12 protein-coding genes and 1 pseudogene are annotated in these 15,665 nt (G+C 60.4%); 2 read left to right on the forward strand and 11 right to left on the reverse strand.

Annotated elements, in window-relative coordinates:
- Positions 1 to 35: 35 nt before the first annotated feature.
- The 5 genes from I5L79_RS18100 to I5L79_RS18120 all read right to left on the reverse strand — a co-directional run bounded on the left by I5L79_RS18100 (position 36) and on the right by I5L79_RS18120 (position 8,097).
- On the reverse strand, positions 36 to 1,646 hold the full coding sequence (locus I5L79_RS18100) for a RagB/SusD family nutrient uptake outer membrane protein (protein WP_196956483.1): 1,611 nt from the start codon (positions 1,644 to 1,646) through the stop codon (positions 36 to 38).
- 24 nt (positions 1,647 to 1,670) lie between these two features.
- On the reverse strand, positions 1,671 to 5,126 hold the full coding sequence (locus I5L79_RS18105) for a SusC/RagA family TonB-linked outer membrane protein (protein ID WP_196956484.1): 3,456 nt from the start codon (positions 5,124 to 5,126) through the stop codon (positions 1,671 to 1,673).
- A 52-nt stretch (positions 5,127 to 5,178) separates the two neighbouring features.
- On the reverse strand, positions 5,179 to 6,234 hold the full coding sequence (locus I5L79_RS18110) for a FecR family protein (protein WP_196956485.1): 1,056 nt from the start codon (positions 6,232 to 6,234) through the stop codon (positions 5,179 to 5,181).
- Between the two features lie 104 nt (positions 6,235 to 6,338).
- Entirely contained in the window at positions 6,339 to 6,956 is a 618-nt protein-coding gene (locus I5L79_RS18115) for an RNA polymerase sigma factor (RefSeq protein ID WP_196956486.1), read from the reverse strand.
- Between the two features lie 97 nt (positions 6,957 to 7,053).
- Positions 7,054 to 8,097, reverse strand: coding sequence for a LacI family DNA-binding transcriptional regulator (locus I5L79_RS18120; protein WP_317191394.1), 1,044 nt, complete (start codon positions 8,095 to 8,097; stop codon positions 7,054 to 7,056).
- A gap of 567 nt (positions 8,098 to 8,664) precedes the next feature.
- Between I5L79_RS18120 and I5L79_RS18125 the strand changes: the two genes are divergently transcribed.
- Complete coding sequence (locus tag I5L79_RS18125) at positions 8,665 to 8,988, forward strand: IS5 family transposase (protein ID WP_196956487.1); 324 nt, start codon at positions 8,665 to 8,667, stop codon at positions 8,986 to 8,988.
- Positions 8,979 to 9,368: a transposase gene (locus I5L79_RS18130; RefSeq protein ID WP_196956488.1), complete on the forward strand. Its 390-nt coding sequence runs from the start codon at positions 8,979 to 8,981 to the stop codon at positions 9,366 to 9,368. Before I5L79_RS18125 ends, I5L79_RS18130 begins: the two co-directional genes overlap by 10 nt.
- A gap of 326 nt (positions 9,369 to 9,694) precedes the next feature.
- On the opposite strand, the pseudogene I5L79_RS18135 reads toward I5L79_RS18130, so the two are convergent.
- The 6 genes and pseudogenes from I5L79_RS18135 to I5L79_RS18160 all read right to left on the reverse strand — a co-directional run bounded on the left by I5L79_RS18135 (position 9,695) and on the right by I5L79_RS18160 (position 15,644).
- Positions 9,695 to 10,389: pseudogene (locus I5L79_RS18135) on the reverse strand (IS5 family transposase).
- Between the two features lie 47 nt (positions 10,390 to 10,436).
- The gene (locus I5L79_RS18140) at positions 10,437 to 10,583 is read right to left on the reverse strand and encodes a hypothetical protein (protein ID WP_196956489.1); all 147 of its coding nucleotides are present in this window, start codon (positions 10,581 to 10,583) and stop codon (positions 10,437 to 10,439) included.
- A 186-nt stretch (positions 10,584 to 10,769) separates the two neighbouring features.
- The gene (locus tag I5L79_RS18145) at positions 10,770 to 13,061 is read right to left on the reverse strand and encodes a TonB-dependent receptor (RefSeq protein WP_196956490.1); all 2,292 of its coding nucleotides are present in this window, start codon (positions 13,059 to 13,061) and stop codon (positions 10,770 to 10,772) included.
- Between the two features lie 115 nt (positions 13,062 to 13,176).
- Positions 13,177 to 13,569 carry a hypothetical protein gene (locus I5L79_RS18150; protein ID WP_196956491.1) on the reverse strand — a complete coding sequence of 131 codons (393 nt, stop codon included), beginning with the start codon at positions 13,567 to 13,569 and terminating at the stop codon, positions 13,177 to 13,179.
- A gap of 21 nt (positions 13,570 to 13,590) precedes the next feature.
- Entirely contained in the window at positions 13,591 to 14,274 is a 684-nt protein-coding gene (locus I5L79_RS18155; protein ID WP_231403199.1) for a HupE/UreJ family protein, read from the reverse strand.
- 35 nt (positions 14,275 to 14,309) lie between these two features.
- Positions 14,310 to 15,644 carry a tetratricopeptide repeat protein gene (locus tag I5L79_RS18160; protein ID WP_196956492.1) on the reverse strand — a complete coding sequence of 445 codons (1,335 nt, stop codon included), beginning with the start codon at positions 15,642 to 15,644 and terminating at the stop codon, positions 14,310 to 14,312.
- Between the last annotated feature and the right edge of the window lie 21 nt (positions 15,645 to 15,665).

Raw genomic sequence — 15,665 nt, forward strand, 5'->3', positions numbered from 1 at the left:
CAGATATAACGGAAGGAGAAGGGAAAATGGGCGGGCTACCAGCCCGGGTTTTGGCTTAAGCTGGGGTTGATGTCACGCTCCCGCTGGGGCACCGGCCAGAGGTAGTGCTTGGCCGGGTTGAAGGTGCGCTGGTCGACCCGCAGGTAGCCGTTGTCTATGCCCGGGTTGCCGGCCTTGATGCCGTGCGCAAACCCAGTCAGCACAGTTTCAGCGGTGCGCCAGCGGCGAATGTCGAAGATGCGCAGGCCTTCCATGGCCAGCTCCGTGCGCCGCTCCCGGCGGATACTAGCGCGCAGGCTTTCCTGAGAACCGGCGGGGAAGTCCAGGGCAGTGGCGGCGGTAAAGCCGGCCCGCCGCCGCAGGGCGCCAATGGTGCGGTCCCAGTCGGCAGCCGTCAGCTGGCTTTGCTCGTTCTTGGCCTCGGCGTGCATGAGCAGCACGTCGGCGTAGCGAATCAGAATCAGGTTCAGGCCCGAGTTGAGGTTGGCGTCGGCGGTGCGGTCGAAGTACTTGGCCGAGTAATAGCCGGTGGGGCTGGCGTCGGAGCGGTCCACGGCGTTGTCGCCGGTGCCGGGCAGGGTGCGGATGGTAATGGTCGAGCCGTCGGGCCGTTTCCACACGGAGCCGTCGTGCACAATGGTCGCCTCAAAGCGGGGGTCGCGCCCGGCGTAGGGAGTGTCCTCGCTGTAGCCGGAGCCAGTTTCGGATATGGCCTGACCATTGGCCATGATGTAGTCGTTCACCAGCTCCTGCGTGGGCGCAATGGCCGTGATGAGCTTGCCCTCGGTGCGCGGAATAAACAAGCGCTGCTCGCTGTGCGTCCGGGTTGGAACCAGGTACTGCAGGTCCAACATCACTTCGCTGTTGCCCTCGTTGCTAGGCAAGAATACGCCCGCGTAGCTAGGAAACAGGCTGTAAGTACCCGCCGCGCCGCTCATGAGCTGCTCCGTGATGGTGCTTACCTCAGCCCAGCGGCCTTCGTAGAGCAGCACCCGGGCCTTGAGGGCCAGGGCCGCGCCCTTGGTAAAGCGGCCCTTGTCGGTGGCAGCGTAGGCAGTGTTTACAGGCAGGGCCGCAGCGGCTTCTTCCAGCTCTTTCAGCACGAAGTCCAGCACCTGGGCACGCGGGGTGCGGGTTACCTGCTGGGCCTCGGTCACGCCGATTTCAGTGGTCACCAGCGGCACGTCTCCGTACCAGGTCAGCAGCTGAAAGTAGTGGAAGGCACGCAGGGCTCGGGCTTCGCCGATGTAGCGGGCCTTGAGACCGGCATCGAGGCTGGCAATCTTATCAATGTTGGCCAGCAGCACGTTGGACTTGCGGATGCCGGTGTAGTGGTAGCCCCACTCATTGGTGATGCGCTGCTGGTTGGTGCCATAGGCGCCTTGGGCAATATTGCGCGAGTTCGAGCCGTTCACGTCGCTGACGTTGAAGGCATTGTCAGACAGCACTTCGTTGAAGAAGAAGTACTCACTGTTATACAGGTTCTCGTAGGCGGTAGCAAGCACGTTGGCCGCGTCTTCCGGCTTGGTCCAGAAGGTGGCATCAGTAGGACGGTCGGTGGGGGCTATGTCCAGGTCCTGGCACGCCGATAGGCCCAGGCTCAGCCCCAATCCCAGCAGCAGCGAGTAGCGAAAATTACGGTTCATATCGGGAAGTGGTGGGAAAGGGAATTAGAAGGAAACGTCGAGGCCCAGGGAAACCACCCGCACGGCCGGGTACACGCGGCCGCTGCTGCTGCCGCCGCCGCCACCGAAGCCGATGCTCTCACTGAATTCCGAGACTTCGGGGTCAAAGCCGATTTTCTTCAGCTTGCTGATGGTGTACAGGTCCTGGCCCGAGGCAAAGATTCGGAGCCGCTTGATGCCGACTTTACCGGTCAGATCCGTGGGCAGCGAGTAGCCGAGCTGGACGTTCTTGAGGCGGGCATACGCCGCGTTGCGCAGCCAGTAGTCGGAGCCCTGGATGTTGTTGGTCGAGGCCGTGCCGATGGTCAGGCGGGGATAGGAGGCATCGGGGTTAGTGGGCGTCCAGCGGTCCAGGTGCTGGGTGTACACGTTTTCCCAGTTGTTGTGGAAGGCTTCCACGCCCTCACCCCGGATGTAGAGGCTGCGCTTGCCCACGCCCTGCACAAACACTAGCAAGTCGAAGCCCTTGTAGTCGGCCGTATAGGTGGCCCCGAAGGTGTAGCGCGGAAATGGGTTGCCGAGGATAAACCGGTCGTCCTGGTTGATGCGGCCGTCGCCGTTGCGGTCTATGTAGCGGATGTCGCCGGGCCGCACCGAGCCGGGGGCTACAAAGTCAGGCTGAGGGCCAGCAGCCACTTCCTCAGGCGTCTGGTAGAGACCGTCGGAGCGCAATCCGAAGTAGGAGTTGATGGGGAAGCCCTCCCGGATGATGTTGGTCGCGTCGCCGCCGCGGATGGTTTCCACCCCCTGGGTGTTGGTGACGGTGTTGCGGCTGTCGGCGGCGTTCAGCGTCAGGCTGTGGTTGTAGCCACGGTCCGTGCGCTGCCGGTAGGTCAGGGCTACTTCCCAGCCCTGGTTGCGGACGCTGGCTGCGTTCTGGGTGGGAGCACCCGCACCGAATACACCGGCCACGGGCAAATCAATGAGGATATCGTTGGTGCGTTTGTCGAACACGTCTACGCTAACAGTCAGCGCGTTCTGCAGGAAGCCGGCGTCAAGGCCGACGTTGCCCATCGTGGACGTTTCCCAGGTAATGTCGCGGTTGGCGGTGTTGAAGAAGTTACCCGGTACGGCCTGCCCGCCAAAGGAGTAGATACCCGGCGCGAGGCTGATGGTGCTCAGGTAGCGGTAAAGCCCGATGTTCTGGTTGCCGAGCTGACCGAGCGAGGCGCGCAGCTTCAGGTCCGAAACCACGGGCTGCATAAAGTCGAGGAAGTTCTCTTCCAGCGGGCGCCAGCCAACCGACACCGAGGGGAAGAAGCCCCAGCGGCTCTCACTGGCGAAGCGCGAGGACCCATCGTAGCGGAAGCTGCCTTCAATCAGGTATTTGTTGGCGAAAGCGTAGTTGAGGCGCCCGAACATAGAGTTAAGTGCCCACTCCTCGTTGTTGCCATACACGCCGTTGCCGGCGAAGGCCGTGCCATTGCTGACCACCCCAAAGTCGTTGCCCGGCACGTTGAGTACGCTGATGCCCGTACGTGCTACCGTGAAATCCTCGGTCGAATAGCCCACCAGTGCCTGCACGGCGTGCCTTTCGTTGAAGTCAAGCTCGTAGTTAAGCGTAGCTTGGTAGTTGGTGAGCAGGGTGCGCTCGTGGTTGCTGCGCACGGCATTATTGCCGTCGCCGCCGGCCGTGGGCGAGCCGTCGAGGGTCACGTACTCCAGGCTGCGGCGGAACTCGTCCATCTGGTAGTTCCACAAGTCACCACCCACCAGGCCGCGCAGCTTCAGGCCTTTCAGTATTTCGAATTCAGCGTTCAGGTTGGCGTAGCCGTTGTCGTTGGAGTTGGTGCGCAGGCCGCCGTTGAGCAGGCGGTTCACGGAGTTGCTGGTGGAGGTAGCCGGCGTTACAAAATTGCCCTGCGCGTCCTGTACGGGGTAGATGCGGGGGATGCGGGCCGCGTCGCTGATAATCCACTGCGAGTCAAACGCATGCTCGCGAGTTCCCACGTGAGCGTAGGTAAAGATGCCGCCCACTTTCAGCCGCTCCGTTACCTGGGTGGTGAGGTTGAGGCGGGTATTGAGACGCTTAAAGCCGTAGTTGTCGCCGTAGAATAAGCTGTTTTGGTCCACGTAGCCCAGCGAAAGCAGGTAGCGCGTTTGGCCGGCGCTGCCGCTCAAACTCAGGTTGTGGTTTTGCTGCAGGGCCTCTTTGCGGATCACCCGGTTCAGGTGCCACTCGTAGTCGCCGTGGGCGGCAAAGTCGCGCATGGCCTGGGGCGAGAACTGCGGAGCCTGCCCGGAATTTACCAAGGCCTCGTTCTTGAGCTGCATGAACTCCAGCCCACTTACCGGCTTGCGCTGGAAATTCGGAGCCTGCATGCCAACCAGCGTGTTGTAGATAACCACGGGCTTCTGATTCAGGGCCCCTTGCTTGGTGGTAACCAGGAGCACGCCGTTGGCCCCGCGGGAGCCGTAGATGGCGGCCGAAGCAGCATCTTTGAGCACCGTCACACTCTCAATGTCGTTCGGATTAAGGGCATTGAGGGAGCCGGCAATACCGTCGACGATAATCAGCGGGGAGGCATTACCCAGCGTGCCTACCCCCCGGATGTTGATGTTCAGCCCGGCGCCCGGTTCGGCGCTGCTTTGCTGAATGGTGAGGTTGGGTGCCGAGCCTTGCAGGGCCTGCGCTACCGTCGTCACCGGTCGGTTTTCCAGCGTGGCCGCCGAAACCGTATTGATAGCGCCCGTCACGTTGGCCTTTTGCTGGGTGCCATACGCTACCACGACTACCTCTCCCAATGCTTTGCTGTCGGTTTCCAGGCGAATGGTCATATCCTTAACCGGGCCGGTGACGGTCACCTCACGGCTGACCATGCCCACGGAGCTGAACACCAGCACGCTGCCCTCGGGTACGGTCATCGAAAAAGTTCCGTCAACGTTTGTGGCCTGGCCCTGCGTGGTGCCTTTTACCACGATAGTTACCCCCGGCAGGCCTTCGCCAGCACCGTTGGTAACGCGGCCCGACACGGCTACATCAGCCCTTGCTGTCGCACCATTGGCGCCGTTTCGTTGCGGCCCCACCGCCCCTGGAATCGATTGCGGAGTGGGAGCTGCAACGGGCGCCTGTTCGGCAGTTTGAGCTGCTGGTGCGCTCGGAACGATAACGTAAACCTCTTCATTCAGGGGCTCGAAGCGCAGCCCGCTGTACTGCGCTGCATGGCGCAGCGCCTGGGGCAGGGAGGCCGCCGCCAGGTCGTAGCGAGGCAGTGACTTGCCCGCCGTAAGCTGGCTGCGGTAGAAGAAAGTTACCTTGTAGGTGGCTTTCAGCTCCTGCAGAAAGTCTTCCAGGGTTTCCAGGTTGGCGTGGCCATCAACCTGTGCTGGGCGTACCGAGCCCGACGAGGCCAACGCTAAGACCCCTTGGGCCCGACTAGCACCGCTGGTTACGATGCCTAACAGCAGCGCCTGGCACACATAACGTGTAAAGTTTGCCATAAATGAAGAGGAGGTGGGAAAAGGTAGAAGAATGCCCATACCTAGCTGGACGCTAGCGAACTACTGGATGAAAGCGCACCGTATTACCAGTTCGCGTCACTTGAATATCCAGTGCCTTCGCCAGGGCCGGCAGCAGCACGTCGAGTGAGTTAGCGGGCACATCGCCCGTGATTTTCTGATTCAGAATGGCTGGGTCGCTGACCTCTACCTGCAGGTTGTAGGAGCTGCGCAGCAGCTGCACGATTTCGCGCACCGGCGTATCCTGAAAGCTCAGCAGGTCCTGCGTCCAGGCCGAGTACATATCGGGCTGCACGTGTCGGCGCGTCAGGCTTGGCCGGGCAGCGGAGGTTTCGACCAGGTCGCCGGGCTCCATGGCCAGATTTTCACGGGTCAGGCCCGCCTGCCGATCCACGATTACCTTACCGGACCGAAGCACGACTTTAGTGGCGCCAGCCCGGTTTTTTACATCGAACTGCGTGCCGACTACTGAAATAGCTAGCTCGCCGGCATGCACCACAAACTTGACGTTGGCTGGTGCCCCCTGGATGTCAGAGACTGGCTTGGTGGTCCGGTGGGCTACCTGAAAATAGGCCTCGCCGGAAAGCCATACTTCCCGAGGAGAACTGGCAGTCCAGTGCCCCGAGGTTGTGAGCGTAGAGTTGGCATTGAGCGTTACCACCGAACCATCGGGCAGGGTGATAGTGCGGCGCTGACCCTTGGCAGTTGTGAAACGGTTCAGGGCATCATTGTCCGCAACGGGCCACCGCCACCACCCGATGAGCACCAGCAGGGCCAGAACCAGGGTGCTGACCCAAACCGTACGAGTCCGCCGCTGGGTGCGAAGTAGCGGCCGAGCTACCGGCGCTTGCAGGCGCTTCCGCAAGCGGAGCAGTTCCTGGTGCTTCAAGCCTGCGGGTGCCAGGTTGGGTTGGGCCGGGCCCAGGGCCTGCACTAAAGCGTATGCTTTTTGGGCTGTAATCTGCTGCTGGGGATGTTCCTGCAGCCAGGAATGCCAGAAACGGCCTGCCTCGGAATTGGGGTCGGCCACGAATTCCTGAAACGACTCATCGAGCACGAAATCTTCGACAGAGTAGCGTGTAAAATCCATAGCCGGGAGAAAAAATTGACTGCTTTACCCTGCTCACGCCCGGCACCCGATTTTTGTACTCGCACTCCGCTAAAGTTTTTTCAGTAAATTATTTATCCTTCTGATTATGAGGTAAATAATTTCATTATTCTCCATGAGTTTGTAAGCAGCAGCTGACAGGCCAACCCAACCAGGTATAGAATTGGCAACGCGTGCCGCAGTCGGGTAATGGCTTGATGGACCAGGTTGCGCACCGACTGCTGATTCAGGGTCATGATGTCGGCAATCCGGTCGTAGGCAAAGCCTTCAAAGAATTTGAGGTGAATAGCCTCGCGCTGGCGGTTGTTGAGCTGGCCTAATGCCTCCACAAGCTGCGTGTGCTGCTCTGTCGTAAGCTGCTGAGCAATCAGAAAGTCTTCGGGCGAGTACTGAACCTGAAATTCGGGCTCAAAGCCGGCCGGTAGCAGCCGATGCCGCTGCGCAGTGCCCAGCTCGTCGGCCAACTGATGGCGTAGCGCTTTAAACAGATACGGTTTGAGCACCGCGACGGAGCCTAACTGTGCCCGACGCTGCCACAGGCGCTGAAACAGGTTTTGGATAGCATCCTTTACCAGTTCCTCATCCCGGCTCAAGCGTATCCCGTAGCTGTACAGCTCATCGTACTGAGCCAGGAAAATACGCTCAAACGCCCACTCACTGCCTGCCCGGAATTCATCCCACAACGAGGCATCGAGCGAAGGCATAGGATAGGTGGGTTGAAGGGGGAAGCGAGTGAACCGTAGAAGTATTTGCCGACCGAGCTTATTTGGGGAGCAGGAACCTGGCTCGGCGTCGGATTTTTCAGGAGGAACCTGCGCGGAGTGGATGTATGGTAGACTGACGCACGACAAGATTTGGCGCCAACTGCAGTTGGGTTGGGGGGCTGAATTCGCCGGAACCGGTCAGTGCAGTAAGCAATGTGCTGATAACGCTTTCCGTCAGGGCTTCCAGCGGCTGTGCCACCACCGTGATGGGCGGCGAATACAGCCGGAACAGATCGTTGTCGTCAAAGCAAACCACTGCGAGTTGCTCCGGAATCCGTCGATTCAGGTTACGCAGGGCCTCCAGGCCATGTACCCCCAGGTAGTTGGTCGTAAAAAGTACCGCGTCGCAGGTGGCGTGCTCTTGGAAGAAGGCCTGCATCCGCTCAATAATTGCTTCCGGCGCCTGTTCGTAGTCGATTTCCAAGACCAATTCCGGCAGGTACTGTTCCTGCAAGGCCTGGGAGTAGCCCTGGCGCCGCGCCACCATGTGGGCCTGGCTGGTCTGAAGCGTAACCAGAGCAACGCTGCGGAAACCCTGTGCCAAAAGATGCTGGGTGCCAGCGTACATGCCCGCGGCCCCATCCACCACGACGGTATTGGCTTGAATCCCCGGCAGGGAGCGGTCGAAAAGTACCAGTGGCTTGCCGCGCCGGACCAGGGCCTGTATTTCGGCTTCCACTCCCCCCGGCAGGGCCAGGATATAGCCATCCACGTGCTGCTCCTCGAACAAGGCCAGCTGGTCCCGCGTCTTCACCGGGTCATTGTTGGTGCTACAGTATAAAATACGGTAGCCCTGGGCCAGAATCTTGCGCTCAATCAGGCCCGCTACGGCCGCGAAGAACGGGTTGGTAATGTCTTCTACCACCAGGCCAATAGTGTGGGTCTTGCCAGTGCGCAGGCTTTTGGCCAATTGGTTGGGCTTGTAGCCTACCTCTTCCACGTAGCTCAACACCCGTTGCGCCAGCGCCGCACTGATGCGGCTTTCCTGCGCTTTGCCGTTGAGCACCAGCGACACGGTTGCAATGGACACCTCAAGGTGCCGGGCTATGTCGTGGATAAGGATTCTCTTTTTCAGCGCCACGGAAGAAACGGAGGAATAAGAATTGCCACTTTCACTTCAGCTATTGAAACCGACGATTTACCGGAAGAATCAGCAACCTCATAGCCAGATTAAATCTATTGATGAGGTCTTTTACAAATATGGCTAAAATGTTTAAGCTTCACAGCAAACCACAAATTGTTTACTGTTAATGGGGGTGAAGGATAGCCCAGACACTGCCGCTAGCTAACGCCTGTGCCCTGGAAATGGCGCTTGGTATTTGCACAGGCGTGCTCCGGGTTGTCCAAGGCAAACCGGATTCGGATCTTCCTAAAGCAGGGAGCTACCTTTTCAACGGGTTACCAGAAAGCTGGGCTGTCATGAGCATAGCCACCCCGGCGTAGCGGCACTTACGGTAGCCCCACATGAGGCAAGATGCGGCTACAAGTTTTGCTCTGCTGCCCCGGTTATTGACAAGCGAGCGGGGCTGCTGTTCCCGGCAAGTCAAGTATGCAGTGATTCGATAAAGCCTCCTGGCCGTGAGACGTTATGACGTTTTAAGCAGGCGTTGTCTTAGAGTGTGTGGACAGTAAGGAGCAGCTTTGTCCAATGCGCCGGCACGAATTAAGTGAACACGAATGGAAAGTAGCCGAACCCTATACGCTAGGCCGGCTGAGCCGAGGCCGCGACAACCGCTTGTTCGTCAACGCAGTGCTCTACCGGGTGCGAACCGGCGTATCGTGGCGCGACCTGCCCGAACGGTTTGGTCCCTGGAATACGGTGTCCCGGCGCTTCCGCCGCTGGGCCCAAGCCGGGGTATGGGAAGCGCTGTTTCAGGCCGTGCAGGAGCCCGACTACGCCTGGGTGGTGGTAGACTCAACCACGGTCAAGGCCCACAAAGCGGCCGCCGGGCGAAAAAAAGCATGCCCATAGCCGAAGGCTTAGGCCGCAGCCGGAGCGGTTTCTCCACCAAGTGGCATGCGGTGCTCTATGCGCTGGGCAACTGCCTGCACCTGGTGCTGACGCCGGGCCACTGGGCCGATTGCACGCAACTGCCGGCCTTGTTGGCGGCGTTACGCCACGCACCTGGTGCCGTGGTGGCCGATAAAGCGTACGATACCAACACCATGCTGGCGGCCATTGCTGGTCGCAACGCCGAACCGGTCATTCCGTCGAAAACAGCCGCAATGTGCCCCGGTCCTACGACCAGAACCTGTATGCTGACCGCAACAAAGCCGAACACTTCTTTGGCCGACTCAAAGAAGCCCGAGGTTTTGCCACTCGTTACGACAAGACGGCTCTTTCTTTTTTAGCTACTGCCCACCTACTCGCTGCCCTCAATTGGATACGCTAACTGTCCACACACTCTAGGTAGTTGGGGCTTTTTCGTTTTGCGTGCCGAGAAGAGAGGGTGGTGGCCGCGGTGAAATCGGCTGGTTTTAGAGGTAAGCCAATAATGTGCTTAATACTATCCATTTTTTGAATAACAAGCGCCGTCTATAGTTACTCCGGCAGCCGCAACCCTGAAACGTATGCCTCTAGCCTCTGCTAAGAGACGAAGCTACGCAGGCGCTCTACCTGGTTGTGCGCCGGACTGTAGTCTACCTCTACAAAGAAGCTGGCTAGGAATTGTTAACAGTCACGCAGCCAGATGCACAAAGGCCAGAAAATGCGCATCCAATTTGTCGTAGCGCGTAGCCACGCGGCGAAACTGATTGAGTCGGCTAAAGAGCCGCTCGACGGGGTGACGCTGGGCATAGCGGGCCACGTCGTAGGTGCGCGGGTGTCGGCGCTTGCGCCGAGGCGGAATCACGACACAGGTGCCGCGGGCGGCCAGGGCGGTCACCAGCGGGTCGGAATCATAGCCGCGGTCGGCGATGAGGAAGGCCGGGCTCAACCCGTCGAGCAGCGGCAAGGCCTGCGGGGCATCGTGGCGATGGCCCGCTGTCAGGCCCCCACGCACAAACCGGCCCCGGGCATCGGCCACCACGTGCAGCTTGGTCGTCAGCCCGCCGCGGCTGCGCCCGAGGGCTTGCGGCCCGTTTTTTTGCGTGCCCCGCTCGCGTGCTGGTGCGCCCGCACGGTGGTCGAGTCCACCAGCAGCGTGTGCAGCGCCTCGTCCTGTTGCAAAGCCGCCAACACCCGGGCCCACACGCCCGAGGCGGTCCAGCGCTGGAAGCGCGTGTACGTCGTGTGCCAGTTGCCCCATACGGCGGGTAGCGCCCGCCACCGGCAGCCATTACGCGTCAGCCACAGCACCGCCTCTACAAAGCGTCGATTGTCCTGGCCCCGCCCGCCTTTGGTGCCCTCGCGGCCCGGTAGCAGCGGCGCAATGCGCGCCCACTACATATCTGTCAGCATGTACTCCATGCCCAAACGTACTACCTACTGTTAACACCTCCTAGGTAGTAGAGCGCAACCCAATGTACTCCCTCGTAGCGCACGGTTAGGTACACGCCTTCCTGCCAGAGCGTGGTTAACTGCTCCTCTACGGGCATGGCCAGAAAGATGTAGTGGTTCAGGGGCATAAATAGGTACGTCCAAGCTACGAAAAGATATTGTGCCTTAGGCGCAGTCGCTGGTGGAGCAGCTGGGCAATGCGGTCGTGGGTGCCCAACGCGCGGCCGGGCAAGTTCAGCGAGTGACGCACCCGGCCGCAGGCAGCAAGCTACCCAAAAGCAGAGATGCAACCAGATCGCCTTATTCCTAATTTGTTAGAAGAACACGCTGGCATTGAGCTTCACGAAAAAGGGCGTACCGGACGTGAAATGCAGCTCCGATACGGGCTCGGTTTCCGTGCGCAGCTGGCTTTCCGTATCAAACTGAGCCTGGTTCCACTTCACGTTCAGCAGGTTCTCGGCACTGGCGCCCACCTGAAAGCGGGGCCGTGTGTAGCTAAGCACGGCATCGAGCAGAAAGTAGCCCCGGGCCTGCACTGAGTTGGTTTCATTGGCGGGCCGGTCGTTGAGGTGGCGGTAGCGCAGGCTCCCGCTCAGTCCCCCGGGCTGCTGGTAGGTGAGCCCGCCGATGCTGGTAAAGCTGGGCGCCAATGGAATGTAGTTCTCGCCTTCTGGCAACCCCACCGCCCAGCCCCGGTTGTAGTTCAGGTCCACGTCGACGTAGAGGCGGGGCGTGAGCTGGTAGCGTACCGAAACATCGGTGCCGAAGCGGCGGGTGGGGCCGGCACTTTCCGTCACACCTTCGTCGCCCACATACACCAGTTCGTCCTGCAAATGCAGAGCCCAGAGCGCCACGTTTACGATTAGCGCCGGGCGCGGCTTAAAGGTGCTGCCGGCCTCGTAGCCAATGGCGCGAGGCAGCACCTGCGCCGTACGGTTTGTGACCACGGCGCGGGCATCGTTGGAATGAAACCCGAAGCCCGAGCGGGCAAACAACTGCACGTTGTCCGTCAGGTCATAATACAGGTTCAGCTTGGGGCTCACCCGGGCCTTACCCGCCCGGCCCGACAGCGCAGCATCCCGGTCTTCGTGAAAGGCAAACCGGAAGTAGTCGAAGCGCAACCCGGCATTTACCGTCAACTTGTCGGTGACGGGCAGGGTCTCTTCCACAAAGGCGTTGACGTTTTGCTCGTACACCCGGCCGCTCACAATAGTATCGGTAGTCGTGCGGCGCACGGCGTGGCGCAGAGCCACGTCCACGTTATCGAGCCGCGTGCCGATGCCCGCCAGGGTTCGGAGCGTACGGGCACCCAAGGCCGTGCTGCGCTCATACGTGCCCAGGTAGCCGTAGAGGTTGCGGGCCTCCGTTTGGCGGATTTCGTCGCCTTCGGTGGGGTTCTCCTTGAAGAACGTGAAGTTGGAAAACAGGTTAAATTGGTAGCGAGAATAGTACACCTGCTGCCTTAGGACGGCATCGTGGGGCAAGGCCACGGTGAGCAGAACGTTGGCATTGGCCCGGCTGGTGTTGCCGCCCTCCGAGTCGTCGATGCTGCCGTAGCGCGAAATCAGCCCGCTTTTCACTGCTCGTTCTGGCACTTGGCCCGAGGCATCCCAGCGCGAGACGAAGTGCGAGCCGCTCAGCGTAAGTGAGGTGCGCTCCGAGAGCAAGCCCGTATACTTGGCCAGCCCGTTGAAGCGGTTGAGGTGCTGCTTGGCGTCGAAGTAGGCGTTGGTGAAGTAGTACTCGCCGGCCACGTAGGCGCTTTCAGCGCGCTTGCTCAGCAGGTGCTTATCCTTGGGCAGCACGTCCAGCAGCAGCAGGGCCCGGCGCGTGTCAAACTGGCCAACTTCCACTTTGGCTTGGCTGCGCTCCAGGGCCGTTTTGGTGGTGAACTCGCCCGCGCCGGCCGTGGCAAAATCCCCGAATCGGGCCGAATACGGGCCTTTGTAGACTTTGAGCTGATCCACCGTTTCGGGAATCACGAAGTGGAAATCAGCGTACCCCTGGCCGTGGGCGTGGCTCACCATGTTCACCGGCAGCCCGTCGATGCTCACGTTGAAATCGGTGCCGTGGTCGATGTCGAAACCGCGCAGGAAAATCTGCTCGGCCTTGCCTCCCCCCGCGTGCTGGGCAATAAACAGCCCCGGTACCAGCGGCAGCAAATCCTGGGCGGAGTTGAGCGGCCGCAAAGTCCGGTCGATGTGCGAAATGGCGGCCAGCGTCTGGTTGGGGTCCTGGGGCTGCGACACGGTGACTTCGCCAATGTTGAGCGCCACCACCGGCAGCGCGAAGGAAGCCGTCGTGGTTTCATCGGCTTGTACCGTAATAGTTTGCGTGGCCGAGCGGTAGCCCAGCGCTGTTACGCGAATGGCGTGCGAACCTGGCGCCAACTCCCGCAGCTGAAAGCGACCCAGCCCGTCGGTGGTGGCGCCGCTGGCCCGGCCATCAAGCCAGATGCTGGCTCCGCCCAGCGGCTCCTGAGATGCCGAGTCGGTCGCTATGGCTTGGATGCGGCCGGTAATAGTAGACTGTGCATGGGCCGTACCCGCGCCGAGCAGACACAGCAACGCCACCCGCAGCCAATGGCTTCGTAAAAAAGCAGTCATGTACAAGATAAATGCTGACGCCCCACCGCCGCGTATAGACCGGACCGGGCATCAAAGAGGGGAATAAAACAAGTGCCGCGCTTTTCCTGAGCAGAAAAGGCAAGCGGCGCGGAGCTTATCCCCGGCGGGGCGGCGCATCAATGGCGGCTCTTATGCCCGCGGGCACAGCCGCAGCGGGCCCGCTTGGGTGCTGCCGGGCGGCATGGTAGACCACGCGGCTGGCAACGGAGGATGGTTCGGCTTGTAATACGTGGGTATCGATGCCTTTTAATAAACTTAACAGATGCACCGGCGAGTCGTGGGCGGTGCGCGGGTGCCAAGCTTTCTGGTTGCCGTTGCAGCGCTCAAAGCAGTCGAGGCGCAGGTAGTTCTGTTGCTGACAGTGGGCGCTGTGCTGGTACGGGTGGGCTACCTGCGCGCGCAGTTGGTCGTCGGGCTGCCTCACGAGGCCCGCGCCCACTACCAGCAGGTAGTTCAGCAGCAGCAAAAGCACCAGGCAGGAGCGCATCAGGGAGGGAACCGGGTTAAGTCAGGAAGTAAAAAACACGCGCTCCACCGTCCAATAGGCCGCAATGAGCCCAATGACGACGGAAGCCGGAATAACGATGCGCTGCTTGTACCAGGCCTTGCCGGCAAACCAGCGCCCCACCAAGGCATACAGAAGCAGAATAACGGTGACCTGGCCCAGCTCTACGCCCACGTTGAAGGCAATGAGCGACTCCACAAACGCCGCCCGCGGTAAGCCAACTGATGCCAGTGCGCTGGCAAACCCCAGCCCATGCACCAGCCCAAACCCGAACACGATGACCAACCGCCAAGGATTCAGCTGCTGCACAATGATGTTTTCGAGAGCTACAAATAGTATGGACAGCGCAATAATGGGCTCCACGATGGAGGCCGGCGGCGAAATCAGCCCGTACATCGACAAGCCCAGCGTGATGGAGTGCGCCACGGTGAAAGCCGTGGCCTGCCACAGCACCGACTTGAGCCGCGGCTCCAGCAGGTACAAGCTCACTACGAACAGAATATGGTCGAGGCCCAGGGGCAGAATGTGCTTGAAGCCCTCCAGCACGTAGGTCGAAACGATATCGGTGCGGGAAAGCTTGCTCAGGTCCTGGTCGAGCACATGGGCCGCCGCCAGCCGGGGTGCCAGCCACAAAAGCAGCAGCGCCAGCAACAGCCAGCCTCGACGAGCAAGGAAAAAACGGTGCATGCGCTTAGGAATCAGAATAAACACTAGAAAACGGCCTAACGCGCAGCCAGCAGCTTGCGGCCTTCGTCGGCCAAGTCGGCTTCCAGGTAGGGGTTAATGGCCAGCGCCTGCTTGATAAGAGCCTGCCCGGCAGTTTCCTGGCCGGTTTTGAGAGCAATGAGGCCGGCACGGCACAGCTGCGTGGGATTCTGCGAGTTGGTACGCCGGGCTTTCTGTATATACTGAGCCGCTTTGGCGTACTCGCCGCGCTTATAATGTACCCAAGCCATGGTCTCACACACGTCAATGTTGTCGGGGCGGCGCTGGTATTCGATTTTGGCGTGCTCCAGGGCCTTGTCCAGCTCATTGGTTTTCAGGTAAGCAAATGCTAGCTCCCGGTCCACGTAGTGGCCTACGTTTTCATCGGCGTTGGCAGCCTCGGCGCTGGCGTCCAGTTGCCGTATGGCAGCTCGGGCGGCGGCCTGGGCTTTCTGCGGCTCACCGTTTAAGCGGTAGAGGTCCGTCAACTCATCTGTAAAGGCATAGTCGGCCACGAGGTTACGGGCTTTTTCGAGGTGCTTGATGGCCGCTGGGTAATTGTGTTGGGCGCGCTCTACGCGGCCCAGGCCCGCCAAGGCATAGGCGTAGGAGGGCCGATACTGCAAGGACAACTGGTAGTTTTTCTCCGCTTCGGGGATGTTACCGGTAGTTTCGTAAAGATGGCCCAGCATTACACGGGCCCACTCGGTTTGCTCCATGCCCGGCACGCCGGCGCGCACGGCCATCTGCATAGCCTCCACCGCGCCGGGCAGGTCGCCGTGGATTTCGCGCAGGTAAGACACGCGGGAATACGCCGTTAGGTCGGGGCGGACCTGATTCATACGGTCGGCGGCGCGCACGGCAGCAGGGTAGCTGCCCAATTCTACGTTGGCATCGCAGAGCAGTCCGTACACGAAACCACTGTGCGGGTTTTGTTCCTGGGCCCGGCGGGCCAGTTCCAGGCCTTCGGAAAAGTGGTGTTGCGTAAGGCTTAGGGATGATTTGCAGCACAAAGCCTCAAAGTTCTCGGGGTCGGCGCGAAGCACCTTATCTAGTAGTTGCACGGCGGCAGCATCGTAGTAGGCATGCTCACCCGTCACACGGCCTTCCTGCATGTAAGCCTGGGCTAACTGTAGCTGAGCTTCGTGGTCGTTGGGGTTACGGCGCAGGCGCTCTTGCAAGCCACCTACGGCTTTGCGGGTGTTCAGCCACTCGGCGCCCGTGGCCATAGCTCCCTGCCGGATTTTTAATTGCGGTACTGGCCCTCTGGGGCGGCTCAGCACCAAAGCACCTACCGCAGCCGCAAAGCCAACCACTAACAAGAAATACAAAATACGTCGAGGTGTACTCATAGAATCAAAGTAAGAGAAAAC

The organism is Hymenobacter guriensis (genome assembly GCF_015773195.1).
Lineage (GTDB): Bacteria > Bacteroidota > Bacteroidia > Cytophagales > Hymenobacteraceae > Hymenobacter > Hymenobacter guriensis.

What these genes read in the sequence shown, in the direction of transcription:
- I5L79_RS18145 (WP_196956490.1), bottom strand. Translation starts at nt 13,061, where the DNA reads ATGACTGCTTTTTTACGAAGCCATTGGCTGCGGGTGGCGTTGCTGTGT.
- I5L79_RS18125 (WP_196956487.1), top strand. Translation starts at nt 8,665, where the DNA reads ATGCGCCGGCACGAATTAAGTGAACACGAATGGAAAGTAGCCGAACCC.
- I5L79_RS18140 (WP_196956489.1), bottom strand. Translation starts at nt 10,583, where the DNA reads ATGCCCCTGAACCACTACATCTTTCTGGCCATGCCCGTAGAGGAGCAG.
- I5L79_RS18115 (WP_196956486.1), bottom strand. Translation starts at nt 6,956, where the DNA reads ATGCCTTCGCTCGATGCCTCGTTGTGGGATGAATTCCGGGCAGGCAGT.
- I5L79_RS18160 (WP_196956492.1), bottom strand. Translation starts at nt 15,644, where the DNA reads ATGAGTACACCTCGACGTATTTTGTATTTCTTGTTAGTGGTTGGCTTT.
- I5L79_RS18130 (WP_196956488.1), top strand. Translation starts at nt 8,979, where the DNA reads ATGCCCATAGCCGAAGGCTTAGGCCGCAGCCGGAGCGGTTTCTCCACC.
- I5L79_RS18105 (WP_196956484.1), bottom strand. Translation starts at nt 5,126, where the DNA reads ATGGCAAACTTTACACGTTATGTGTGCCAGGCGCTGCTGTTAGGCATC.
- I5L79_RS18150 (WP_196956491.1), bottom strand. Translation starts at nt 13,569, where the DNA reads ATGCGCTCCTGCCTGGTGCTTTTGCTGCTGCTGAACTACCTGCTGGTA.
- I5L79_RS18155 (WP_231403199.1), bottom strand. Translation starts at nt 14,274, where the DNA reads ATGCACCGTTTTTTCCTTGCTCGTCGAGGCTGGCTGTTGCTGGCGCTG.
- I5L79_RS18100 (WP_196956483.1), bottom strand. Translation starts at nt 1,646, where the DNA reads ATGAACCGTAATTTTCGCTACTCGCTGCTGCTGGGATTGGGGCTGAGC.
- I5L79_RS18110 (WP_196956485.1), bottom strand. Translation starts at nt 6,234, where the DNA reads ATGGATTTTACACGCTACTCTGTCGAAGATTTCGTGCTCGATGAGTCG.